We start from the raw sequence: 22,199 nt of genomic DNA on the forward strand, positions 1-22,199 counted from the left end.
CAGCAGGAGCGGAACCATGCAATACACGACATTAGGAAAAACGGACCTCAGGGTGTCCCGGCTTTGCCTGGGCTGCATGACCTTTGGCGAGCCTGACCGGGGAAATCACGCCTGGACGCTGCCGGAAGAGAGCAGCCGCCCTATCATCAAGCGCGCCATAGACGGCGGCATCAACTTCTTCGATACCGCCAACAGCTACTCTGACGGCAGCAGCGAAGAGATTGTGGGCCGCGCTCTGCGTGATTTTGCTCGTCGGGATGAGATTGTGGTCGCCACCAAGGTGTATTACCCGTCAGGCGATCTGGCTGAAGGCCTCTCTCGCGCGCAGATCCTGCGCTCCATTGATGACAGTCTCAGACGCCTGAACATGGATTACGTCGACCTGCTGCAAATTCACCGCTGGGATTACAACACGCCAATTGAAGAAACCCTTGAAGCGCTGAACGATGTCGTGAAAGCGGGTAAAGCGCGCTATATCGGCGCGTCGTCAATGCACGCGTCGCAGTTTGCTCAGGCGCTCGATCTCCAGGCGCAGCACGGCTGGGCACGCTTTGTCACCATGCAGGATCACTACAACCTGATTTACCGGGAAGAAGAACGCGAGATGCTGCCGCTCTGCTACCAGGAAGGCGTGGCGGTGATCCCGTGGAGCCCGCTGGCGCGCGGACGCTTAACTCGTCCGTGGGGAGAAACCACGGCGCGGCTGGTATCGGATGAAGTGGGTAAAAATCTTTATTCCGGTACCGAAGCCAGCGATGCGCTGATTGCCGAACGTTTAGCCGGGATCGCCGACGATATCGGCGCAACGCGCGCGCAGGTGGCGCTGGCGTGGCTGCTGGGCAAGCGGGGTGTCGCCGCACCGATTATTGGTACATCGCGGGAAGAACAGCTCGACGAGTTGTTAAGCGCGGTGGATTTATCGCTGACGCCGGAGCAGGTTGCCGAGCTGGAGACGCCGTATCAGCAGCATCCGGTGGTGGGGTTTAAGTAAACACTTGCCGGGTGGCGTACGCTTACCCGGCAATACTGAGCGCACAAACTTACCCGAAGTGATCGTACCCTTTCCAGTCCAGCGTAACGGGCGCACCGTCTTTCACAAACTTCAGCCCTTCACTCTCCGGCATGATCTGACCGATGCAGGTAAACTTTGCGCCAAGATGGGCCAATGCCACATCCAGCGTTCCACGGTTCAACTCTGGCACCGTGAAACACAGCTCGTAGTCTTCCCCACCGGAGAGCGCCCAGCGCAGCGCCTGCTCAGGCTCCACATGGCGAAGCAGTTGCTCCGAAAGCGGGAACAGATCCAGGTCAACGCGCGCGCCCACCCCGCTGGCCTTCAGGATATGGCCGAGGTCCGAGATGAGACCGTCAGAGAGATCGATAGCCGAACTGGCCCGCTCGCGCAGCGCCTGACCGTGCAGAATACGCGGTGTCGGGCGCAGGTGGCGCTTCACCAGATACGCCGCATCGTCAGCGTCCGTCACGTTTAAGCGTTCCTGAAGGATCGCCAGCCCTGCCGCGCTGTCTCCCGGTGTACCGGTCACGTAGATCCAGTCGCCCGGTTTAGCGCCCGAGCGCTTCAGCGCGCGACCGAGCGGCACATAGCCGTGGATCGCCAGCGTCATCGACAGCGGCCCGGCAGTCGTATCGCCGCCAATCAGCTGCATATCGTAGTAGTTCAGCTGTTCAAACAGCGCATCGCTGAACGCTTCAAGCCAGGCTTCATCCACCTCCGGCAGCGTCAGAGCCAGCGTCAGCCAGGCCGGGTCGGCGCCCATTGCCGCCAGATCGCTGACGTTGACCGCCAGCGCTTTATACGCCAGATCGGCAGGATCGATATCAGGTAAGAAATGACGTCCGCACACTAAGGTGTCGGTGCTGATTGCCAGCGTCTGCTTTTCAGGAATATTGAGAAGTGCACAGTCATCGCCAATGCCGGTTTCAACATCAAGACGAGAGGTTCTGACACGGTCGAAATAACGGGCAATCAGGGAGAATTCGCCGCATGCCATACGTTATGCCTCAGCAAATAAAAGAAAAAACCGGAGCCGCACTGCCCGTCAGGCAATGCAGAACTCCGGTTTGCGGATCACTTTTTGTGGGGACGGATCGCAGGTGCGGCTTTATCAAGTACGCCGTTAACGAACTTATGGCTGTCTTCAGCGCCGAAGGTTTTCGCCAGTTCGATCGCTTCGTTGATGGCCACTTTGTACGGCACATCATCACGTTTAGACAGCTCAAACAGCGCGATACGCAACACTGCTTTTTCCACCTGACCCAGCTCTTCGAGCAAACGGGACAGGTATGGCTTCATCAGGCCATCGAGATACGCGCTATTAGTCGCCACTCCCGACAGCAGTTCACGGAAGTACAGAACGTCAACGTCTTTCACGTCCTGTTCTGACAGGAACTGGTATTCAACATCAGCGATGTCGTTCTGGGACAACTGCCAGGAGTAAAGTGCCTGGACGGCACATTCACGGGCGCGGCGACGAGCAGCAGGTTTCACGGAATTCCCCTTACAAAAAAATCAGGCCTTAATGGCTTTCAATACATTGATCATTTCAAGCGCGGTCAGTGCAGCTTCTGCACCTTTGTTACCGGCTTTGGTGCCAGCACGTTCGATGGCTTGTTCAATACTTTCGGTGGTCAGCACGCCGAACGCGACAGGAATTTCAGCATCCTGCGCAACGTGTGCCAGACCGTTGCTTGCACCGCCCGCAACGTATTCGAAGTGCGCAGTGCCGCCACGAATAACGGTACCCAGCGCAATCACCGCGTCGTATTTACCGGTTTTCGCCAGCGCGCCCGCCGCCAGTGGCAGTTCATAAGCGCCTGGAACCCAAACAACGGTAATGTTGTCATCTTTAACCTGGCCGATACGTTTCAGGGCGTCAATCGCACCTTCCAGCAGGCTATCGTTGATGAAGTTGTTGAAACGCGCAATGGTGATGGCGACGCGAGCGTCCGGGGTAGCTACAGCAGCTTCAATAATGTTCATACTCTTCCTTTACGGGTTCATTTGGCCCCGCAGGGGGGCGGATTTTATCATAATACTTTGCGCACTGCTTCCCTATTTCGGGAGCAATTACGCTGTCGTTAAATGGAGGCAGACATCCGGACCCACCGGACGAATCTCGCTGAATGTGAGTTGCGGTGCGTCGGCCAGTTTTTCAAGGCCAGGCAGCACAAACAGGCCGCGCGCGTCATGACCTAACAGTTTAGGCGCAACGTAGACGAGCAGTTCATCCACCAGCCCCGCCTGGAGCAGCGCGCCCGCGAGCGTCGGACCGGCTTCGACCCAGATACTGTTCACCTGCTGCTTGCCGAGCAACATCATCAGCACCACGAGATCCAGATGTCCGTTATGCTCCGGCACCATAATGCTGCGCACGCCTTCCGGCCATTCACGCGTATCTTCTTTGGTGCGCGCAATCCAGGTTTCACCCGGCTGCTGCACGATGCGGTGCGCCGGGGTCACGCGGTTCTGGCTATCAATAATAATGCGCAGCGGCTGGCGCAGGTTCTCCTGCGGATAAAGCGCCTGGGTATCGGCATTCAGCTCATCCCAGCGCACGGTCATGGCAGGATCGTCAGCCAGAACGGTTTCACTGCTGGTTAGGATAGCATGGCTTTGCGCACGCAGACGTTGCACATCGCGCCTTGCCTGCGGCGAGGTGATCCACTGGCTTTCACCGTTCGCCATTGCCGTACGCCCGTCCAGCGAGGCGCCCAGCTTGAGCTGAATAAACGGGAAGCCGGTGCGCATGCGCTTCAGGAAGCCTTTGTTGATGGCTTCCGCATCTTGCATCATCAGGCCGTGGCTGACGTCGATCCCTTCCTGTTGCAGACGATACAGGCCGCGGCCCGCCACCTGCGGGTTAGGATCCTGCATAGCGGCGACCACGCGCGAAACCCCTGCCGCAATCAGCGCTTCACAGCACGGCGGCGTGCGCCCGTGGTGGCTGCATGGCTCCAGCGTCACGTAGGCCGTCGCGCCTCGCGCTTTCTCCCCCGCCATACGCAGGGCATGCACTTCAGCATGCGGCTCGCCTGCGCGATAGTGAAACCCTTCCCCCACGATCTCGCCATCTTTCACGATAACGCACCCGACGTTGGGGTTAGGGTGAGTGGTAAAACGACCGCGCTGCGCCAGCTTCATGGCTCGTGCCATGTACTTCTCATCCTGCATGGGCTTAATCCTGTAAGCGGGCGATCTCTTCGCCAAACTCTTTGATATCTTCGAAACTGCGGTAGACAGAGGCGAAGCGGATATAGGCGACCTTATCGAGCTTTTTCAGCTGCTCCATCACCAGGTTACCGATCATTTTGCTCGGCACTTCACGCTCGCCCAAGCCACGCAGGTAAGATTTAATGTGATTTAACGCCATTTCGACGTCATCCGCGCTGACGGGCCGTTTTTCGAGGGCCTTCAGCATTCCACTGCGCAGTTTCTCTTCGTTAAACGGCTCGCGCACGTCGTTACTTTTTACCACGCGCGGCATTACCAGCTCTGCAACCTCAAAGGTCGTGAAACGCTCGTTGCACACCAGACACTGCCGACGACGGCGCACAGAAGACCCTTCGCCCACAAGGCGAGAGTCGATGACTTTGGTATCCACAGCGGAGCAGAATGGGCAATGCATACGGTATCCCTGTTATCTGGTTAACTGATTTTCATTTTACCCTGATCTGGCCTGACAACAAAGGAGGAGCTTTTGAGATAAAGGATCTATGTCTGGCGGTACGTTGCTGGCTACCATTATGGGGATCCGTCATTTCAAGGAATAAACGCTATGACAAGACGTTACCTGAAAATTTTACTGGTGGGGAGCCTCTTCACCCTTAGTGCCTGTGCACAGCAAACCGAAGTCCGCCAGATGAAACAAAGCGTGAATACGCTCAACACGGCGATGGACAAACTGAACAAAGAAACGGTGAAGATCACCCAGCAAAACGCGCTGAACGCCAAATCCACCAGCGGGGTATATCTGCTGCCTGGAGCGAATACGCCTGCCCTGCTTAATAGCCAGATTGGCGCGCTGAAGATGTCTCTGGTGAATGTGGCGGCGAATGCGGATGGTACGCGCGCAACATTACGTATTCACGGTGAGTCCAACGAGCCGCTGCCCGCCTTCAGCGGCACCGTAGAGTGGGGCCAGATCCAGGGCACCACGGAGAGCTACCAGGAGGTGAACGTGAAGAACCAGCTGTTCACCGCTCCGGCCAGCGTGTTAGCGCCCAGCGATGTGGATATTCCACTTCAGCTAAGCGGACTTACGCCTGAGCAGTTAGGCTTTATCCGCATTCACGACATCCAACCTGCCGCGCAGTAATCCCTTCCTTTTGAGCGGAGTGAAATGTCACTCCGCTAACATTTACATTTCGTATGGATTGGCAACAGAAATGATTGCCGCTACAATCCCGGCCGTTTAAAGTACGCAAACGTGAACGCAATCGATTACGCGTGTGAGAGATATGTGAAACAACACATATTTTTGTGAGCAGGGATTCCTATAATAGGCACCGCAGAAACACGAAATATTTAGAAACGCAATTCGCGCATTTTTCACTCCCGGAAGGGAATTTCAATCAGTGGCATGATTATGAAAAAAACATTACTCGCAGCCGGTGCAGTTCTGGCACTGTCCTCCTCTTTCACTGTTAACGCAGCGGAAAACGAGAAACCACAATACCTATCCGACTGGTGGCACCAGAGCGTTAACGTGGTAGGCAGCTACCACACCCGTTTCGGACCGCAGATCCGCAACGATACCTACCTGGAATATGAAGCGTTCGCCAAGAAAGACTGGTTTGATTTCTACGGCTATATGGATGCGCCTGTGTTCTTCGGTGGTAACACCGATGCAAAAGGTATCTGGAACCACGGTTCCCCACTGTTCATGGAGATTGAACCGCGCTTCTCCATCGACAAACTGACCGGTACCAGCCTGGCGTTTGGTCCGTTCAAAGAGTGGTACTTCGCGAACAACTACATCTACGACATGGGCCGCAATAAGTCCGGTCGTCAGAGCACCTGGTATATGGGTCTGGGTACTGACATTGACACCGGCCTGCCGATGAGCCTGTCCCTGAACGTGTATGCAAAATACCAGTGGCAGAACTACGGCGCAGCGAATGAAAACGAGTGGGACGGCTACCGTTTCAAAGTGAAATACTTCGTGCCAATTACCCAGCTGTGGGGCGGTAATCTGAGCTACATCGGTTTCACTAACTTTGACTGGGGCTCAGACCTGGGCGACGACGATTTCCGTGACCTGAACGGCAAGAAAGCGCGTACCAACGATTCCATCGCCTCCAGCCACATCCTGGCGCTGAACTACGATCACTGGCACTACTCTGTTGTTGCGCGTTACTGGCACAACGGTGGCCAGTGGAACGACGACGCGAGCCTGAACTTCGGTAACGGCGACTTTAGCGTCCGCTCTACCGGCTGGGGTGGTTACCTGGTCGTGGGTTACAACTTCTAATCAATGCGGGATTGTGCGGGCTGGTGCCCTCACCCCTTCCCTCTCCCACGGGAGAGGGCGCAAACACAAAAAACGGCAACATCGTTGCCGTTTTGCTTTTACCTCGCCACCCGGCTTTTTACTGCTTCACCTTGCGCAAAAAATCCGCCAAAGACCTGTCCGCACTCTCACTGAACCGCCTCTCCGTCATTACAACATTGAGACACCGGTCGAGCCGGAAACAGCGGTAGTCATCGCGCCGTTCACACCATGCCGCCAGCAGCCAGCGCTCCCCCCAGAAGAATAACCCCAGCGGCTGTACCTCACGTTTTGAGAGCAGCCCGGCTTCATCACGATAATGCAGCGCCAATACGCGCTGAGCGGAAATCGCCTGATGGATCATGTCAAAATCGCTGCGGGAGTGGCTTTGCATGCAAAAATCCGGGGCGTAGATCCGCGTCTGCTCCGCCTTTCTGCGGCTCTCCTCGGGCAGAATAGCCAGCACCTTCTCCTGGGCCGACTCCAGCTCGCGCGACAGCGATTCACCTCCCCAGGTTTTGAGCAGGCGAATCGCGACCATCAGCGCTTCGGATTCCTTATTTGTCAGCATCAGCGGCGGCAGGTCAAAACCCGACATCAGCCGATATCCGCTTCCCGCCTCGCCTTCCACCGGCACGCCGGAAAGCGACAGGTCGCGGATATCGCGGTAGACCGTGCGCTCGGACACGCCAAGCCGGTCCGCCAGATGCGCTGCCGTTGTCAGACGCCTGCCCCGCAGGATCTGCACAATCTGAAACAAACGGTCAGCGCGTCGGGTCATAACGTCATTCGCTCTCAGGCAGGTTGATGAAGGCCGACGCGGTTACCCTCGCTGTCGGTAAACAGTGCGATAGTGCCGATACCATGCGGCAGTTCCAGCGGGCCAAACACGCACTCGCCGCCCGCAGAGGCAATGCGATCGAGCGTGGCCGCCAGATTGTCAGTATGCAGGTAAATAATAGCGCCCTGCAAAGAGGGCGTAACGCCGTCAAATTTTGCCAGCGCTCCTCCGGTTGCGGGATCCTCATGCGGGAAAACCGCCAGCTCGGCAATGTCCATTTTCTCGCGACGCAGCGCGAGCTGCATCACCGGCTCATAAAATTTGATGGCGCGATCCATATCCGAAACCGGAATTTCAAACCAGTTAATTACGCTTTTCATACATCCTCCTGCCTGTTGTTTGGGTTCAGAAGGAGTCTACGGCAGGGCTCCTGACAGCATACTGTCAGGAGTGTTTGTCAGGAGCAGATAAAAAAATCCCGGTCAACAGACCGGGATTCCGATAACGCGCTAAACGTCGCCTTACGGCAGAATGGACGGCTGATCTGCCCCTTCTTTCTCGACCTTCTGCTGGAGCAGGTGCTCGCGCTTCATGCCAAGCTTCAGTGCCAGGGCGGACGCCACGTAGATAGACGACGCCGTACCGATGGAGACACCGATCAGCATGGTCAGCGAGAAGCCTTCCAGCACCGGGCCACCGAAGAGGAACAGCATCAGGATCACCATCAGGGTAGTACCGGAGGTGATCAAGGTACGATGCAGCGTCTGGGTCAACGACACGTTAAAGATTTCGTACGGCGTGCCGCGACGGATCTTACGGAAGTTTTCACGGATACGGTCAGATACCACGATACTGTCGTTCAGTGAGTAACCGATTACGGACATCAGGGATGCCACAATGGTCAGGTCAATCTCAATGTGGAACAGAGACAGTATGCCCATGGTGATCACCACGTCGTGCGCCAGGGCGATAACCACACCGGCCGCCAGTCGCCACTCGAAGCGGAAACCGACGTACACCAGGATGGAGATCAGCGCCACCAGCAGCGCCATGGCGCCGGTTTGCGCCAGGTCCGCACCCACGCTCGGGCCGACGAACTCAATACGCTTCACCGCCGCACTCTGGCTGGTGGTTTCGTTAATGACCTGTACGACCTTGCTGCCCAGCTCCTGGCTGCCGTTGGCATCGTGCACCGGCGGCATACGCACCATGATGTCGCGGCTGCTGCCGAAGTTCTGCAGCAGCGGCTCTTCAAAGCCCGCTTTCTGCAGAGACAGGCGCATCTGGTCCATATCGACCGGTTTTTCCAGGGAGATCTCGATGACCGTACCACCGGTGAAATCGAGACCCCAGTTAAAGCCTTTCACGCCCATAATGACGATGGACAGAATCAGCAGGAAACCTGAAATGCCGAAGGCCCAGTAGTCCCAGCGCATAAAGTCCCAGACTTTACGGCCGTGGTTCAATTGTTCAACAGTATATTCCTGTGCCACAACGCACTCCTCAGATAGACAGCTTTTTGACGCGCTTGCCGCCGTACAGCAGGTTCACGATGGCACGGGTGCCGACAATAGCGGTAAACATTGACGTTGCGACACCGATACCGGTTGTAATCGCAAAGCCTTTGATCGCGCCAGTACCCACTGCATACAGGATAAGAACCTTAATCAGTGTTGTTACGTTCGCATCGAAGATAGAGCTGAACGCGCCTTTGTAACCTTCATCAATCGCCTGCTGAACAGAGCGACCATTGCTCAACTCTTCTTTGATACGTTCGTTAATCAGTACGTTGGCGTCGACCGCCACCGCAAGGGTCAGAACGATACCCGCAATACCCGGCATGGTCAGCGTCGCCCCCGGCAGCAGGGACATAATGCCGATGATCAGCACCAGGTTTGCGATCAGCGCGGAGGTCGCAATCAGACCGAACTTCTTATAGAAGAAGATCATGAAGAGGATAGAGACCGCCAGACCGGCCAGACACGCTTCCAGACCCTGCTGGATGTTTTGCATACCCAGGGTTGGACCAATGGTACGTTCTTCAACAATCTGAATTGGCGCAATCAGCGCACCGGCACGCAGCAGCAGCGAGAGCTGACGCGCTTCGTTCGGGTTACTAATACCGGTAATACGGAAGCTGTTACCCAGACGAGACTGGATGTTGGCGATGTTAATCACCTCTTCCTCTTTCACCAGCACCGCACGGCCGTTTGCATCTTTCTTACCGCTGTCTTTGTACTCCACGAACAGGGTCGCCATCGGTTTGCCGATGTTGTCCTTGGTGAAGTTAGACATGATGTTACCACCCGCGCTATCCAGCGAGATGTTAACCTGCGGCTGGTTGTACTCATCCTGGCTTGAAGTGGAGTCGGTGATGTGGTCACCGGTCAGGATCACGCGCTTGTACAGCACAACCGGCTGACCTTCGCGGGTCTGTTTCACTTCGGAGTCACCCGGAATACGGCCAGACGCCGCGGCAGACTGATCGACATTGGAGTTCACCAGACGGAATTCCAGCGTCGCGGTCGCACCGAGGATCTCTTTCGCACGCGCGGTATCCTGGATACCCGGCAGTTCAACCACGATACGGTCAGCACCCTGACGCTGTACCAGCGGCTCAGCCACGCCCAGCTGGTTTACACGGTTACGCAGAATGTTGATGTTCTGCTGAACGGCATATTCACGCGCTTCTTTCAGACGCGCATCGGTCATCACCGCGCGCAGCTGGTTGCTGCCCTGAGAGGTGATCACCAGGTCACGGTGACGTTGGGTCAGGTAATCTACAGCCTGATCGCGCGCCGCGCTGTCGCGGAACGTGATGCTCATGCCGTAGTTATCTTCTTTACGCACGGTAGTGTATGGGATGCCTTTGTCGCGCAGATCGCTGCGCAGGCTGTCGATATTCTGTTCCTGCAGCTTGCCGAGCGCGGTATCCATATCCACTTCCATCAGGAAGTGAACGCCGCCACGCAGGTCAAGACCCAGCTTCATTGGCTCTGCGTTCAGCGCAGCCAGCCAGCGAGGGGTTGCAGGAGCAAGGTTAAGCGCCACGACATATTTGTCACCCAGCACGCCCATCAGCGCTTCGCGAGCGCGGAGCTGCGTGTCGGTGGTGTCGAAGCGAGCAAGAATTGCACCCTCTTCCAGAGCCACAGACTTAGCGGTAATTTTTTCTTCTTGTAACGTTTTCTGGACCTGGATCAGCGTTTGCTCACTGGCGGCGACACCGCGCGCGCCAGTGATTTGAACGGCCGGATCCTCACCATACAGGTTGGGAAGCGCGTACAGCAGGCCGACGATAATCACGACGACCAGCATGATGTACTTCCACAAAGGATAACGGTTTAACACGGCAGTTCCCTTTGGGAAAAGTTGGGATTACAGCGCCTTCATGGTGCCTTTCGGCAGAACGGCAGCTACGAAGTCACGTTTGATAACCACTTCAGTGGTGTCGTTCAGGGCGATAGCAATGTAGCCGCTTTCAGCCACTTTGGTTACGCGGCCGACCAGACCACCGTTGGTCAGCACTTCATCGCCTTTCGCGATGGAGTCCATCAGCTTTTTGTGCTCTTTGGTACGCTTCTGCTGTGGGCGCAGGATCATGAAGTAGAAGATCAGACCGAACACAACCAGCATCAGGATCAGAGACATCGGGCTGCCCTGCGCCGGAGCACCTGTTGCCGCTACCGCATCAGAAATAAAAAAGCTCATTCAAATTCCCTCATTATTAATATTAATCAACGTTCAACGGTGGAACATCCCGCCCCTGACGTTGGTAAAAATCGGTCACGAAGCTCTCTAATTTACCCTCTTCGATAGCCTTGCGTAAACCAGACATTAAGCGCTGATAGTAGCGAAGATTATGAATCGTATTGAGACGCGCGCCCAAAATCTCATTACAACGATCGAGATGATGCAGATACGCGCGAGAATAATTGCGACAGGTATAGCAATCGCACTCGGAATCGAGCGGGCTGGTGTCACTCTTATGCTTCGCGTTACGGATTTTCACCACGCCATCGGTAACGAACAGATGACCGTTACGCGCGTTGCGGGTTGGCATCACGCAGTCGAACATATCAATGCCGCGACGTACGCCTTCCACCAGATCTTCGGGTTTACCCACACCCATCAGGTATCGTGGTTTATCCGCCGGGATTTGCGGGCAGACGTGCTCCAGAATGCGGTGCATGTCTTCCTTCGGCTCACCCACAGCCAAACCGCCGACAGCGTAGCCATCAAAACCTATCTCTACCAGACCTTTAACAGAGATATCGCGTAAATCTTCGTAAACGCTGCCCTGAATGATGCCGAACAGCGCATTTTTGTTCTGCAGGGAGTCAAAACGGTCGCGGCTGCGCTTCGCCCAGCGCAGAGACATCTCCATAGAGCGTTTCGCGTAGTCCCAGTCTGCCGGGTACGGCGTACATTCGTCGAAGATCATCACGATGTCGGAGCCGAGATCGTACTGAATCTCCATCGACTTTTCTGGATCGAGGAAAATCGGATCGCCGTTGATCGGGTTACGGAAGTGTACGCCCTGCTCGGTGATCTTGCGGATATCGCCCAGGCTGAAGACCTGGAAGCCGCCGGAGTCGGTCAGGATCGGGCCTTTCCACTGCATAAAATCGTGCAGATCGCCGTGGAGCTTCATGATCTCCTGACCTGGACGCAGCCACAGGTGGAAGGTATTGCCGAGGATAATCTGTGCGCCCGTGGCTTCAACTTCTTCCGGCGTCATCCCTTTTACGGTGCCGTACGTGCCCACAGGCATAAACGCGGGGGTTTCCACCACGCCGCGATCAAACACCAGGCGACCGCGACGCGCGCGGCCATCGGTGGTATCGAGTTCAAATTTCATTTTTTCTCCGACGTCAGAAAAACAGTCCAACGTTGTCATACGGTGCCGCGGACTTATTCCCCGACACGCTCATTCAAAGCCAGCGGATTGTACGTGATAAACATCGCGTCCCCGTAGCTAAAAAAGCGATATTTTTGTTCTACCGCAGACTTGTACGCATTCATCGTATGCTGATAACCCGCAAACGCAGAGACCAGCATAATCAGCGTCGATTCAGGCAGATGGAAGTTGGTCACCAGCGCGTCAATCACTTTGTACTGATAGCCCGGGTAGATAAAGATCTGCGTATCGCCAAAGAACGGCTCGATAAGATCGCGCTTTGCAGCCTGCGCGGCGCTTTCCAGTGAACGCACGGACGTCGTACCGACGGCCACGACGCGGCTACCGCGCGCTTTCGCCGCCAGCACCGCGTCCACCACATCCTGCGGCACTTCGGCATACTCGGAGTGCATGATGTGGTCTTCAATGCTGTCCACGCGCACCGGCTGGAAGGTGCCCGCGCCAACGTGCAGCGTCACAAACGCCATCTCAACGCCCTTCGCGCGCAGCTTTTCCAGCAGCGGTTCATCAAAGTGCAGACCTGCGGTTGGCGCCGCGACCGCGCCAGGCTTCTGGCTGTAGACGGTCTGGTACAGCTCGCGGTCGGCCTCTTCGTCCGGGCGCTCAATGTACGGCGGCAGCGGCATATGGCCGATGGCGTTCAGGATATCGAGCACCGTGCGCTCGTCGTCGAACGCCACCTCGAACAGCGCGTCGTGGCGCGCGGTCATGGTCGCCTTGATGCTTTCGTCATCACCCAGCAGCAGCTCCGCGCCCGGCTTCGGCGCTTTGGAAGCGCGAATATGTGCCAGAATACGTTTATCATCGAGCATACGTTCGACCAGCACTTCAATCTTGCCGCCGCTGGCCTTACGGCCAAACAGGCGCGCCGGGATCACGCGGGTATTGTTAAAGACCAGCAGATCGCCAGGGTTGAGCTTGTCGAGCAAATCGGTGAAAGTACCGTGCGTCAGCTCGCCCGTTGGCCCATCCAGTGACAGTAAGCGACAGCTGCTGCGCTCAGGCATGGGATAGTGAGCAATCAGGGATTCAGGTAGTTCAAAGGAGAAATCGGCGACGCGCATGACGTATACTCGTGACTTAAAAACAGGCGGCATAGTCTAGTGCTCACACCCTTTTGCTGCAACAACTAGCCGCCACTGGACAAATAAAACGCATGAATTTTCTCGCTCACCTGCATCTCGCACACCTCGCTGACAGCTCCCTTTCCGGCAATTTGCTGGCCGATTTCGTGCGCGGCAACCCCGCTGAAGCGTATTCTCCCGAGGTTGTCGACGGGATTTTTATGCACCGCCGCATTGATGTCATCACTGATAATCTGCCCGAGGTGGCGGAAGCGAAAGCGTGGTTTCGCCCTGAAACGCGCCGCGTTGCGCCGATCACGCTCGATGTGATGTGGGACCACTTCCTGTCTCGCCACTGGGAACAGCTCTCGCCGGAGATGCCGTTGCCGGCTTTTGTGCGCTACGCCCACCAGCAGGTGTCGATCATTTTGCCCGACTCGCCGCCGCGCTTTGTGAATCTGAATAACTACCTGTGGTCGGAGCGCTGGCTGGAGCGCTATCGCGAGATGGACTTTATCCAGAATGTCTTGAATGGCATGGCGAGCCGTCGCCCGCGGCTGGATGCGCTGCGCGACTCCTGGTACGACCTGGATGAGCATTACGATGCGCTGGAGAGCCAATTCTGGCAGTTCTATCCGCGCATGATGGCGCAGGCGAAAAACAAGCAGCTCTGACAGCACGATCATTGATAGGTAAAAGCTGGCGGAACGATTGTCACCACCTCTTTGTCTTATCAACGAACACTCTCTATACTGGCTCGCGTTGCGTTCCAAATAACCTTAGTATCTACAGGAGAATCATATGGTTCTGGTAACTCGTCCGGCTCCGGATTTTACAGCTGCAGCAGTTCTGGGCAACGGTGAAATCGTTGAAAACTTCAACTTCAAACAGCACACCAACGGTAAAGCGACCGTTCTGTTCTTCTGGCCAATGGACTTCACTTTCGTTTGCCCGTCTGAGCTGATCGCGTTCGACAAACGTTATGAAGAATTCCAGAAGCGTGGCGTGGAAGTGGTTGGCGTCTCCTTCGACTCTGAATTTGTACACAACGCATGGCGTAACACCCCTGTCGACAAAGGCGGCATCGGTGCGGTGAAATACGCGATGGTTGCGGACATCAAACGCGAAATCCAGCAGGCTTACGGTATCGAACATCCGGACGCTGGCGTTGCGCTGCGCGGTTCCTTCCTGATCGACGCAAACGGCATCGTTCGTCACCAGGTTGTGAACGATCTGCCGCTGGGTCGTAACATCGACGAAATGCTGCGCATGGTTGACGCGCTGCAGTTCCACGAAGAGCACGGCGAAGTGTGCCCGGCTCAGTGGGAAAAAGGTAAAGAAGGTATGGCTGCTTCCCCAGACGGCGTTGCTAAATACCTGTCAGAGAACGTATCCAGCCTGTAATCGGCACGGTTTACGAAGAAGGCCCGCTTATGCGGGCCTTTTTTTATGCCTTACGCTGCGTCTCTCGCCAGATGCGCCAGGCCATTCCCGCCAGCAGAATTACGCCCGCAATTAGCACGCCCCACACCAGCAGCGCGTTCATCCGGCTCTCCCGCTCGGACGCAGAGGTAGCGGTCAGACGCCCCTCGCCGCCTAACGCGACATCATCCAGAATGTCGGCCTGCGGCAGGCGCTCCATATCATAGGTTTTGCGCAGGTCGGCGGGGATCAGCATGTCAGGTTCCACGCTGGCAGGCTTTGCAGCGCCATTGCCCCAGGCAAGCACGTACGGCGCTTTTCCCTGCGCGTTGAACACCAGGTCATAGCGGTCACGATGCCCGGTGACGCCCGGCAGATATTCCGGCAGGCGCGCATTCAGCGTCGTGATTTTCACCGCCTGCACCAGGCCTCCGCTAAGCGAAACCGGTGGAGACGTTTTGCCCTCCAGACGGTAAAGCACCTCTTTTTTCAGGGGGTGCCATGTGTCTTTTTCCGTACTCCGCCACGCTATCTCCACGGGAAGGACGCCGTCGCCATTCAGTAAAATGCTGATAGCACTCAGCGGCTGCGGCTGCGCCCAGTGCCACTGCGCTTCGCTTGTCGATAGCTGCTCCCCTACCCCCTCAAGATCGATCGCGTCCGGCGTCGCCCGCGCAGGGGCGCTAATCGCGTTAACGCCGGTTAAGGTCACCCCCTGGCTCTGAGCATCCAGCACAACCAGGAGATAGCGATTCGTATCGGGAGACAAAACGATATCGGTATCGATCCGATCGAGCTTAAGACGATCCTGCCCGCTCATCACGTCCAGCAGCGGCATATCCTCGCGCAGGGTATACCAGCGCTTAAGATCCTCGCTGTAATAGACCGACGCCGTTCCCTGCCACGGCGCCTGAGGGGTATTCCAGAGCAGCTGCAGCTGGGACAGGGCAATCTCACCCGTAGCCTGCTCCGGCAGGGTCAGCAGATAATGCTGCCCGGCTGCGGCGGCTTTTTGCCCCTCCAGCACAATCTCTACGCCGTTTCCGGAACGGAGCAGGATCTTATCGCTGCCCTCATCCCCACGCGCAGGCGCAAGCGGTGAGGCGTCCAGAGGAAAGAGGCGCAGCGCCGTGGATTGCGCTGCCACCTGCGGACGCGTCGCGGTGACCAGGCTGAAAGGAACCGGCTCGCCCGACTGGTTAAAGACGCGAACGTCATGCAGATCCGGCGACGTGCTCTGCGTATAGACGGCGAGCGGCAGCGTCACCCGATACCACTGGGAAGGAGCAGACGTATCCAGCGAGCGGCCAAAGGCATAGTCCCGGGGCGATTCCGTTTGTACCTCGTCGCAGAACGCCGGGCCTGCAAGCGCCAGCAGAGCGGTACAAGCTACCGCTTTCATCCATTTCATTTTTCATCTCCTGTTTTGGGCGGTAGCGGCGAGAAATACCCCACGATCAGCACCAGTATTGCCACGCCGATAAACGCCACCGCACGCGACAGACCGCCTCCACCCGCGCTGTCCACCAGCATCAGTTTAACCATCACCACGCCCAGCAGCGCGGCACCGCCAAGCCACTCCTGACGGGAAACCCTACGGGTGGCGTGGACCATGATCACCAGCGCGCTCAGCATCCAGAACAGGGCAAACGTGGTCTGGATCAGCCGCGAATCCCACAGCGACGCCATATTCCAGGCCACGTCGCCGTACCAGGCCAGGGCGCGCATCAACGCACCGTTAAGCCACCAGAAGCCAAACGCCATAATCGCGACGGCAGGCCACGGACGGGCCTGCGAGAGCTGCGTCGGGTAGTAACGATCCACCGCCCGGTAAAAGACCACCAGCCCCAGCAGCGCGAACGCCGCGCCTTCTTCAAGCGGGTTCACCAGCGGCAGCCAGGTCTGACGATAAACCACGCCGTCCTGGAAATTGGTCACCACCAGCAATACCAGCAGCGCCGCGAGCACGGGGATCGGTGCTATGCACGCGTAGAGCGCGGGCCACTCCCGGAACGGCCACCCGCGACGGCGCACCGCCGCAGAGAGCGCCATAATCACCCCGCCGCCTGCGGCCATCGCCAGCCCGCTGCCCCAGGCCGCCATGCCCCACGGCAGTGACCGGGCAAACCAGTAAAGCTCCGCCGCCAGCGCCAGTAATATCATCCAGAACAGCGCCAGATGCAGCCCCATAGAGATGCGCGGCGCTAAACGAGCGCCGTCGCGCCGCAGCAGCATCAGCGCGGCGGGAAGCGCAATACCCCAGGCCAGATTTGACCAGCCGGCGGCAAACATCTGCTGGTGCGAGAGCTGATAGCCCACCATCACCAGCATCAGCGGCCACAGCAGCCATTTGCTGGCATCCAGCTCCCGCCACGCCAGACGAACGGCAGCCTGCCGCCAGCCCCAGACCGACGCCGCCGTCAGCGCCAGCACGCCTGCCAGAACAGGCAGTTCCTGCTTCAACACCAGCCGCGACGCGCCAAATAGCGCCACGAGCCAGAACAGCAGCCCGCCTGCCAGCAGCGCCCAGCTAACCGGCAGAAAGAGGTTCCGCCACAGCCAGGCCGCAGCCAGCCAGCAAAGGCTAAGGATGGCGAAGATAAGCAGCAGGCTCAGCGGCGTAACGCCGTTCATCTGCGCCCACAGCGCGCTGCCGAGCGCCAGCCCCAGCAGCGCCGTCCCGCTATAGCTCATGCGTCGCTGGTGCTGCTGCACGCCCAGCCAGAGGATGCCCAGCCCCTCCAGCGCCCAGGCCATCGCCGTCCACCGCGCGGAGAGCGCGAGCGGAATCGCAAGCGTGGCAAACCCGCCGCCGATCGCCAGCGCCGCCATCACCAGCGGTCGCCCGATGGACGGATAGCGGCGCAGCGCAAGGAAAGCGAGGGCAAGATAAAATGCGCCGTATCCCAAAGCGCTCAGGGCCGGACCATATTCCCAGTGCCGGGTCATACCGTACTGCATCCCAAAGCCTATCAGCGGCGGGGCAAACAGCAGCACGCCGTCAATAATCTGCTTTCCTTTCTCCTGCGCCCGCAGCGACAGCGCCACGCTCAGCACGCCGAATATCAGCGTATTGGCAATCAGGAACAGCTGGCAGATCCAATAGTCTTCAGGCTGGTACTCACTCAGCCCCCACAGGCCGCCCACGCCAAAGGTAAAGAGCAGCCCGAGCAGGTTGAGCTCGCGCCAGTGCTGCCAGATGCTGATGGCGAGAATGCCGGTGGAAAGCAGGAGATAGAAGGAAAACAGCGCCACAAAGCTGCCGCCCCCGGTAGATAGCAGCAGCGGCGCAAGATACCCGCCGAGGCTCGCCAGCATGGCAAGGCTCAGCGCTTTCTGCAGCACGGCCAGCCCAACGCTCGCGGCGCAAATCACCACCAGTAGCGCAAAGGCCAGCGTCATCGGCAGCATCTGCCAGAGCCGGAAGGCGCCGAAGACCGTCAGGTAGAGAATGCCCGTCGCCCCGCCCTGTAAGATAAGCGCGTAGATCGGCTGCTTGTGCCGCAGCCGCCACCCAACCGCCAGCAGCACGATGGCAAACAGCGCCGTCGCCACCAGGCGCAGCTCAAGCGGGAACAGGGAGTGTTCAACGGTATAGCGCAGCAGGAAAGAGAGGCCGAGGAAGAGCAGCAGAATGCCAAGCTTCGCCAGGGGATTACCCTGCATAAACCAGCGCGTCAGCGACGTCACTATGCCACCAAAGGCAGAAGGCTGTTTAGCCGCAGGCGCAGAGGCCGGAGCGGGTTTTGCCTCGGCTGCGGGAATGTCGGGACGCCAGGGATCGACAGGCGCGGGCGCGTCCTCAGCCACAGGCGCGGTCACGACAGCCGGAGTGACCGCATGCACCTGTTCTGCCTCCGGCGCTACCTGAGCTGCGCCGCGCTGCTCAAGCACCTCAATGCGCTGGCGTAGCCGGGCGATCTCCTGCTGCGCCGCCGTGCTTCGATTAAACCCGATAACCGCAAGCACGGGCGCAACCAGCAGCGCAAAAACCAGGAATAAACAGCCAAGGATGTAAAGCTCGTCCATGTTTCCACCTTCACCGTAAACGATCCGTTAAGATTGACACAAATCGTTGCATTTGCGCCATCTTAAAAGGGGAAACTTTAGCGCATTAGCTGCCGAGCCAGACCGTCGCGGATACCGCAGGCAGCGCCAGCACGCCATCCTGTATCGTCGCCTTGCCCTCTTTGTTCGTCCACGTCGCCACCTTAAGCAGCGGCGAATCATCCAGCACCACCTCGCAGGCCTCGCCCCGGTTAATCGCCACCAGCACGCGCTGCTGATTATAGACGCGGACAAAGACCACCACGTTATCGTGGGCGTACGCCACCTGACAGCCGCCGTAGCGCAGGGCGAGACTCTGTTTGCGCAGCTTCGCCAGCCGCTGATACAGGCTAAACAGCACCTTATCCTGTTTCTCTGCCTCCCACGGGAAGGTTTTGCGGCAGAACGGATCGTTGTTGCCGTCCAGCCCCACTTCGTCTCCGTAGTAAATGCACGGTACGCCCGGCCAGGTGAAGAGCCAGGTGACCGCCAGCGGCAGACGCGCCACATCCTTGCCGAGCAGGGATTTAAAGCGCGCGGTATCGTGGCTATCGAGCTGGTTAAACATCCGCAGCTGCTGCTGATGCGACAGGCCAGCGCGATAGTTATCCATCCACGCGGCGCAGGTTTCGGCGTCGATATGGTTCGGATCGTAGGAGATATCGGTGTTAGCCAGGAATCCCCACAGCGGGAAGGTAAAGCCGCGATAGTTCATCGCCGCATCTTCGGCATCGTTTTGCAGCCACTGGCGCGCGTCGCCAAAGTGTTCGCCAAAGACAAACGCCTCCGGCTGAGCCGCTTTCGCCGAACGCGCGATCCCGGCCACGTGCTGAAGGTTATTTCGCGCCCCGCCCGCTTCACCGAGCATATGCACCACGTCCAGACGCCAGCCGTCCATATTCCACGGCGCCTTCAGCCAGTGACGCACGATGCTGTCTTCCCCGCCGTAAATCTCGTTCACCAGTGACGGCGACTGGAAGTCCAGCTTCGGCAGGCTCGCGTAGCCCAGCCAGTCCAGCGCGCGGCCCTCCTCGCTAAAGCTGTACCAGTCGCGCTGCGGCGAATCCGGGTTATGGCATGCTCCCCCCATCGACTGGTTATGCCGGTCAAACCACGCGTGCGAATCGCCGCTGTGGTTGAAGACACCGTCCAGAATGAGGCGCATGCCTTCTTTTTGGGTGTTCTTACGCAGGCGCAGCAGCGCCTCGTCACCGCCAAACTGCTCGTCAACGTGGCGATAATCTTCGGTATCGTATTTGTGTACGCTCGGGGCTTTAAACACCGGGTTGAGGTACAGCGCCGTCACGCCGAGTTTTTTCAGGTACGGCAGCTTTTCGCTGATGCCGTCGAGATCGCCGCCGTAGAACGTCGAGCCGCCCGCCTGCGCCGTCACCGGTTCATCCCATTTTTTCAGGATGATGTCGTGACCCGCGGCATGATGGTAATAGACCTTGTCCTGGCCGGCGGTGCGTTTTTCGCTGCGCGCAAAGCGGTCCGGGAAAATCTGATAAAAGACCTGATCGTTAACCCACTGCGGGCCGTTATCCGGGTAATCGACGGCGAACTGCTCCAGCCGGGCCGGAGGGAAACGGCTAAACCCCTGCGGGGTAAACCACAGCTGGCGGTTGTTCCATAAAAGCTTAAAGCTATAGCGACGGCGCGGCTGCCCGCTGCGCAAATCGATATTCGCCCGCCACGCCGTAATCCCCGGCTGCGGCTGGCTGCGCAGCTTGTGCATTTTCAGCCCGGTCTCTTCGTTATCAATTTCGGCGCGGAGCGTCACGCGTTCCGGCTGATTTTCCCCCGCCAGCCAGAGCGTAATCACAAGGTTGTCTTTGTTTTGCTTAACAAATGGGGCAACCGGAAGGTGCCAGGCGTTTAACATCACGAATCCCCTCTGATGAAATTGACGTCACCTTGCCACAGGGTGGTTAAGGATAGCTCACCATGACGAGATTTATTGGGGGAGGAGGACGGGGGAGGAGGCAAAAATCCCCTCTCCCGGGAGGGAGGGGGGATAAAAATATTACTGTGCTTCTGCCAATTGACGGTCACGGCGGCACTTAAACACCCAGCCGATCAGCAGCAGAACGATCCACGCACAGCCCACGTACAGGGAAATGCGGGTATCCGGATGGTAGCCAATCAGGCCAATGATAAACACCAGGAAGATCAGCCCGACCACGGTCGTCGCCACCCCGCCCGGCACCTTAAACTTCAGCGCTTTCGCCTCATCCGGCGACAGACGGCGGCGGAAGGCAATCTGCGACAGCAGGATCATGATCCAAACCCACACGGTCGCGAAGGTCGCCAGGGACGCAATCACCAGGAAGACGTTCTCCGGCATGATGTAGTTCAGGTAAACCGAGAACAGCAGCGCTACGGTCATCACCACCACCGTCACCCACGGCGTGCCGCGGCGTGAAGTTTTGGCGAACACCTTCGGCGCGCTGCCCTGCTCCGCCATGCCGTGCAGCATGCGGCCCACGCCAAAGACGTCACTGTTGATGGCCGAAAGCGACGCGGTCAGCACCACAAAGTTCAGAATGCTGGCAGCAAAGGCAATGCCCATATGCTGGAAGGTCAGGACAAACGGGCTACCGTTAGTGCCTACCTGGTTCCACGGGTAGATGGACATAATCACGAACAGCGTACCCACGTAGAACACCAGAATACGCATCGGCACCGAGTTGATGGCGCGCGGAATGGATTTCTCCGGATCTTTCGCTTCCCCGGCGGTGATGCCGATAATCTCGATGCCGCCGTAGGCGAACATTACCATCTGTAGCGACATCACCATCCCGAGCCAGCCGTTGCTGAAGAAGCCGCCGTTGCTCCAGAGGTTATGGATGCCGGTCGGCTGGCCGCCGTTGCCAATCCCCCAGATGATGATCCCGAAACCCGCCACAATCATGATGATGATGGTCGCGACCTTGAAGAAGGAGAACCAGAACTCCAGCTCGCCGAACACCTTCACGCTCATCAGATTGACGGCGCAAATGAGCAACACCACGCTCAGCACCCAGATCCAGTGCGGCACCGCCGGGAACCAGACGCCCATGTAGATGCCGAATGCGGTTACGTCGGCAATCGCCACAATCAAAATTTCGAAGCAGTAGGTCCAGCCGGTGATAAACCCGGCCAGCGGGCCGAGGTTTTCCTGCGCGTAGCGGGAGAAGGAGCTGGCAGACGGGTTGTGAACCGACATTTCGCCGAGGGCGCGCATGATGATATACGCCGCCACACCGCCGATGATGTACGCCAGCAGCACGCTTGGACCGGCCATTTTGATGGCATCTGCCGAGCCATAAAAAAGACCGGTGCCGATAGCAGAGCCCAGCGCCATAAAGCGGATGTGGCGCGTGCTCAATCCACGTTTAAGTTTGTTAGTGCTTTCCATTTAAATCTTGCCATTCAACACGAAAAAAACAAAAAACCACGGGGCCTTAAGCCCC

Annotated in this window: 21 protein-coding genes; 5 read left to right on the forward strand and 16 right to left on the reverse strand. The window is 57.8% G+C overall.

Annotated elements, in window-relative coordinates; genetic code table 11:
* Nucleotides 1-16: 16 nt before the first annotated feature.
* Entirely contained in the window at nucleotides 17-991 is a 975-nt protein-coding gene (locus ACTJI7_RS07200; RefSeq protein WP_028012150.1) for an aldo/keto reductase, read from the forward strand.
* A 49-nt stretch (nucleotides 992-1,040) separates the two neighbouring features.
* Here the strand turns inward: ACTJI7_RS07200 and thiL are convergent, their stop codons facing one another.
* The 5 genes from thiL to nrdR form a co-directional block, all read right to left on the reverse strand.
* Nucleotides 1,041-2,012, reverse strand: a complete 972-nt coding sequence (gene thiL / locus ACTJI7_RS07205) for a thiamine-phosphate kinase (protein WP_422711889.1) — start codon at nucleotides 2,010-2,012, stop codon at nucleotides 1,041-1,043.
* A gap of 77 nt (nucleotides 2,013-2,089) precedes the next feature.
* Nucleotides 2,090-2,509, reverse strand: a complete 420-nt coding sequence (gene nusB / locus ACTJI7_RS07210; RefSeq protein WP_006809908.1) for a transcription antitermination factor NusB — start codon at nucleotides 2,507-2,509, stop codon at nucleotides 2,090-2,092.
* A gap of 21 nt (nucleotides 2,510-2,530) precedes the next feature.
* Nucleotides 2,531-3,001, reverse strand: coding sequence for a 6,7-dimethyl-8-ribityllumazine synthase (ribH, locus tag ACTJI7_RS07215; protein WP_006176874.1), 471 nt, complete (start codon nucleotides 2,999-3,001; stop codon nucleotides 2,531-2,533).
* An 87-nt stretch (nucleotides 3,002-3,088) separates the two neighbouring features.
* Complete coding sequence (ribD, locus tag ACTJI7_RS07220; RefSeq protein ID WP_049001889.1) at nucleotides 3,089-4,192, reverse strand: bifunctional diaminohydroxyphosphoribosylaminopyrimidine deaminase/5-amino-6-(5-phosphoribosylamino)uracil reductase RibD; 1,104 nt, start codon at nucleotides 4,190-4,192, stop codon at nucleotides 3,089-3,091.
* A gap of 4 nt (nucleotides 4,193-4,196) precedes the next feature.
* Nucleotides 4,197-4,646: a transcriptional regulator NrdR gene (gene nrdR, locus ACTJI7_RS07225; RefSeq protein WP_008503337.1), complete on the reverse strand. Its 450-nt coding sequence runs from the start codon at nucleotides 4,644-4,646 to the stop codon at nucleotides 4,197-4,199.
* 150 nt (nucleotides 4,647-4,796) lie between these two features.
* Here nrdR and ACTJI7_RS07230 point away from each other — a divergent pair, with 150 nt between their 5' ends.
* Both ACTJI7_RS07230 and ACTJI7_RS07235 read left to right on the forward strand, forming a co-directional pair.
* Entirely contained in the window at nucleotides 4,797-5,336 is a 540-nt protein-coding gene (locus tag ACTJI7_RS07230) for a DUF3251 domain-containing protein (RefSeq protein ID WP_232948754.1), read from the forward strand.
* A gap of 270 nt (nucleotides 5,337-5,606) precedes the next feature.
* Entirely contained in the window at nucleotides 5,607-6,491 is an 885-nt protein-coding gene (locus ACTJI7_RS07235) for a nucleoside-specific channel-forming protein Tsx (protein WP_028012146.1), read from the forward strand.
* 118 nt (nucleotides 6,492-6,609) lie between these two features.
* Here ACTJI7_RS07235 and ACTJI7_RS07240 read toward each other — a convergent pair whose 3' ends face one another.
* The 7 genes from ACTJI7_RS07240 to queA form a co-directional block, all read right to left on the reverse strand.
* Nucleotides 6,610-7,290, reverse strand: a complete 681-nt coding sequence (locus ACTJI7_RS07240) for a helix-turn-helix transcriptional regulator (RefSeq protein ID WP_028012145.1) — start codon at nucleotides 7,288-7,290, stop codon at nucleotides 6,610-6,612.
* A 14-nt stretch (nucleotides 7,291-7,304) separates the two neighbouring features.
* Complete coding sequence (locus ACTJI7_RS07245; RefSeq protein ID WP_045259891.1) at nucleotides 7,305-7,670, reverse strand: VOC family protein; 366 nt, start codon at nucleotides 7,668-7,670, stop codon at nucleotides 7,305-7,307.
* A 141-nt stretch (nucleotides 7,671-7,811) separates the two neighbouring features.
* Nucleotides 7,812-8,783 (reverse strand): protein translocase subunit SecF, encoded by a 972-nt coding sequence (secF, locus tag ACTJI7_RS07250; RefSeq protein ID WP_045259890.1) that lies wholly within the window; start codon nucleotides 8,781-8,783, stop codon nucleotides 7,812-7,814.
* Between the two features lie 10 nt (nucleotides 8,784-8,793).
* Nucleotides 8,794-10,641, reverse strand: a complete 1,848-nt coding sequence (gene secD / locus ACTJI7_RS07255) for a protein translocase subunit SecD (RefSeq protein ID WP_072031998.1) — start codon at nucleotides 10,639-10,641, stop codon at nucleotides 8,794-8,796.
* Between the two features lie 27 nt (nucleotides 10,642-10,668).
* Complete coding sequence (gene yajC, locus ACTJI7_RS07260) at nucleotides 10,669-11,001, reverse strand: preprotein translocase subunit YajC (RefSeq protein ID WP_000007630.1); 333 nt, start codon at nucleotides 10,999-11,001, stop codon at nucleotides 10,669-10,671.
* Nucleotides 11,002-11,023: 22 nt separating this feature from the next.
* Nucleotides 11,024-12,151 carry a tRNA guanosine(34) transglycosylase Tgt gene (tgt, locus tag ACTJI7_RS07265; RefSeq protein WP_045259930.1) on the reverse strand — a complete coding sequence of 376 codons (1,128 nt, stop codon included), beginning with the start codon at nucleotides 12,149-12,151 and terminating at the stop codon, nucleotides 11,024-11,026.
* Nucleotides 12,152-12,204: 53 nt separating this feature from the next.
* Nucleotides 12,205-13,275 (reverse strand): tRNA preQ1(34) S-adenosylmethionine ribosyltransferase-isomerase QueA, encoded by a 1,071-nt coding sequence (gene queA / locus ACTJI7_RS07270; RefSeq protein ID WP_047367601.1) that lies wholly within the window; start codon nucleotides 13,273-13,275, stop codon nucleotides 12,205-12,207.
* A 92-nt stretch (nucleotides 13,276-13,367) separates the two neighbouring features.
* On the opposite strand from queA, the gene acpH reads away from it, so the two are divergent.
* Both acpH and ACTJI7_RS07280 read left to right on the forward strand, forming a co-directional pair.
* Nucleotides 13,368-13,949, forward strand: coding sequence for an ACP phosphodiesterase (gene acpH / locus ACTJI7_RS07275; RefSeq protein WP_047367600.1), 582 nt, complete (start codon nucleotides 13,368-13,370; stop codon nucleotides 13,947-13,949).
* A 127-nt stretch (nucleotides 13,950-14,076) separates the two neighbouring features.
* Nucleotides 14,077-14,679, forward strand: a complete 603-nt coding sequence (locus ACTJI7_RS07280; protein WP_008503347.1) for a peroxiredoxin — start codon at nucleotides 14,077-14,079, stop codon at nucleotides 14,677-14,679.
* A 43-nt stretch (nucleotides 14,680-14,722) separates the two neighbouring features.
* Here the strand turns inward: ACTJI7_RS07280 and ACTJI7_RS07285 are convergent, their stop codons facing one another.
* From ACTJI7_RS07285 to proY, 4 genes are all read right to left on the reverse strand, one after another.
* On the reverse strand, nucleotides 14,723-16,108 hold the full coding sequence (locus ACTJI7_RS07285; RefSeq protein ID WP_440669950.1) for a DUF3999 domain-containing protein: 1,386 nt from the start codon (nucleotides 16,106-16,108) through the stop codon (nucleotides 14,723-14,725).
* Complete coding sequence (locus ACTJI7_RS07290) at nucleotides 16,105-18,726, reverse strand: DUF2339 domain-containing protein (protein WP_440669952.1); 2,622 nt, start codon at nucleotides 18,724-18,726, stop codon at nucleotides 16,105-16,107. Before ACTJI7_RS07290 ends, ACTJI7_RS07285 begins: the two co-directional genes overlap by 4 nt.
* A gap of 85 nt (nucleotides 18,727-18,811) precedes the next feature.
* Complete coding sequence (gene malZ, locus ACTJI7_RS07295; RefSeq protein ID WP_069733288.1) at nucleotides 18,812-20,629, reverse strand: maltodextrin glucosidase; 1,818 nt, start codon at nucleotides 20,627-20,629, stop codon at nucleotides 18,812-18,814.
* 141 nt (nucleotides 20,630-20,770) lie between these two features.
* Nucleotides 20,771-22,144, reverse strand: coding sequence for a proline-specific permease ProY (proY, locus tag ACTJI7_RS07300; protein WP_028012135.1), 1,374 nt, complete (start codon nucleotides 22,142-22,144; stop codon nucleotides 20,771-20,773).
* Nucleotides 22,145-22,199: the final 55 nt, after the last annotated feature.

Source organism: Enterobacter sp. 22499, from assembly GCF_052044815.1.
In the GTDB taxonomy this organism is placed as follows: Bacteria; Pseudomonadota; Gammaproteobacteria; order Enterobacterales; family Enterobacteriaceae; genus Enterobacter; species Enterobacter bugandensis.

Bases quoted from the DNA above. Each gene is read 5' to 3' on its own strand.
- proY (WP_028012135.1), bottom strand. From the start codon at position 22,144: ATGGAAAGCACTAACAAACTTAAACGTGGATTGAGCACGCGCCACATC.
- ACTJI7_RS07285 (WP_440669950.1), bottom strand. From the start codon at position 16,108: ATGAAATGGATGAAAGCGGTAGCTTGTACCGCTCTGCTGGCGCTTGCA.
- ACTJI7_RS07200 (WP_028012150.1), top strand. From the start codon at position 17: ATGCAATACACGACATTAGGAAAAACGGACCTCAGGGTGTCCCGGCTT.
- ACTJI7_RS07230 (WP_232948754.1), top strand. From the start codon at position 4,797: ATGACAAGACGTTACCTGAAAATTTTACTGGTGGGGAGCCTCTTCACC.
- ACTJI7_RS07235 (WP_028012146.1), top strand. From the start codon at position 5,607: ATGAAAAAAACATTACTCGCAGCCGGTGCAGTTCTGGCACTGTCCTCC.
- yajC (WP_000007630.1), bottom strand. From the start codon at position 11,001: ATGAGCTTTTTTATTTCTGATGCGGTAGCGGCAACAGGTGCTCCGGCG.
- ribH (WP_006176874.1), bottom strand. From the start codon at position 3,001: ATGAACATTATTGAAGCTGCTGTAGCTACCCCGGACGCTCGCGTCGCC.
- queA (WP_047367601.1), bottom strand. From the start codon at position 13,275: ATGCGCGTCGCCGATTTCTCCTTTGAACTACCTGAATCCCTGATTGCT.
- malZ (WP_069733288.1), bottom strand. From the start codon at position 20,629: ATGTTAAACGCCTGGCACCTTCCGGTTGCCCCATTTGTTAAGCAAAAC.
- acpH (WP_047367600.1), top strand. From the start codon at position 13,368: ATGAATTTTCTCGCTCACCTGCATCTCGCACACCTCGCTGACAGCTCC.
- ACTJI7_RS07245 (WP_045259891.1), bottom strand. From the start codon at position 7,670: ATGAAAAGCGTAATTAACTGGTTTGAAATTCCGGTTTCGGATATGGAT.
- nrdR (WP_008503337.1), bottom strand. From the start codon at position 4,646: ATGCATTGCCCATTCTGCTCCGCTGTGGATACCAAAGTCATCGACTCT.
- ACTJI7_RS07280 (WP_008503347.1), top strand. From the start codon at position 14,077: ATGGTTCTGGTAACTCGTCCGGCTCCGGATTTTACAGCTGCAGCAGTT.
- ribD (WP_049001889.1), bottom strand. From the start codon at position 4,192: ATGCAGGATGAGAAGTACATGGCACGAGCCATGAAGCTGGCGCAGCGC.
- ACTJI7_RS07240 (WP_028012145.1), bottom strand. From the start codon at position 7,290: ATGACCCGACGCGCTGACCGTTTGTTTCAGATTGTGCAGATCCTGCGG.
- tgt (WP_045259930.1), bottom strand. From the start codon at position 12,151: ATGAAATTTGAACTCGATACCACCGATGGCCGCGCGCGTCGCGGTCGC.
- thiL (WP_422711889.1), bottom strand. From the start codon at position 2,012: ATGGCATGCGGCGAATTCTCCCTGATTGCCCGTTATTTCGACCGTGTC.
- ACTJI7_RS07290 (WP_440669952.1), bottom strand. From the start codon at position 18,726: ATGGACGAGCTTTACATCCTTGGCTGTTTATTCCTGGTTTTTGCGCTG.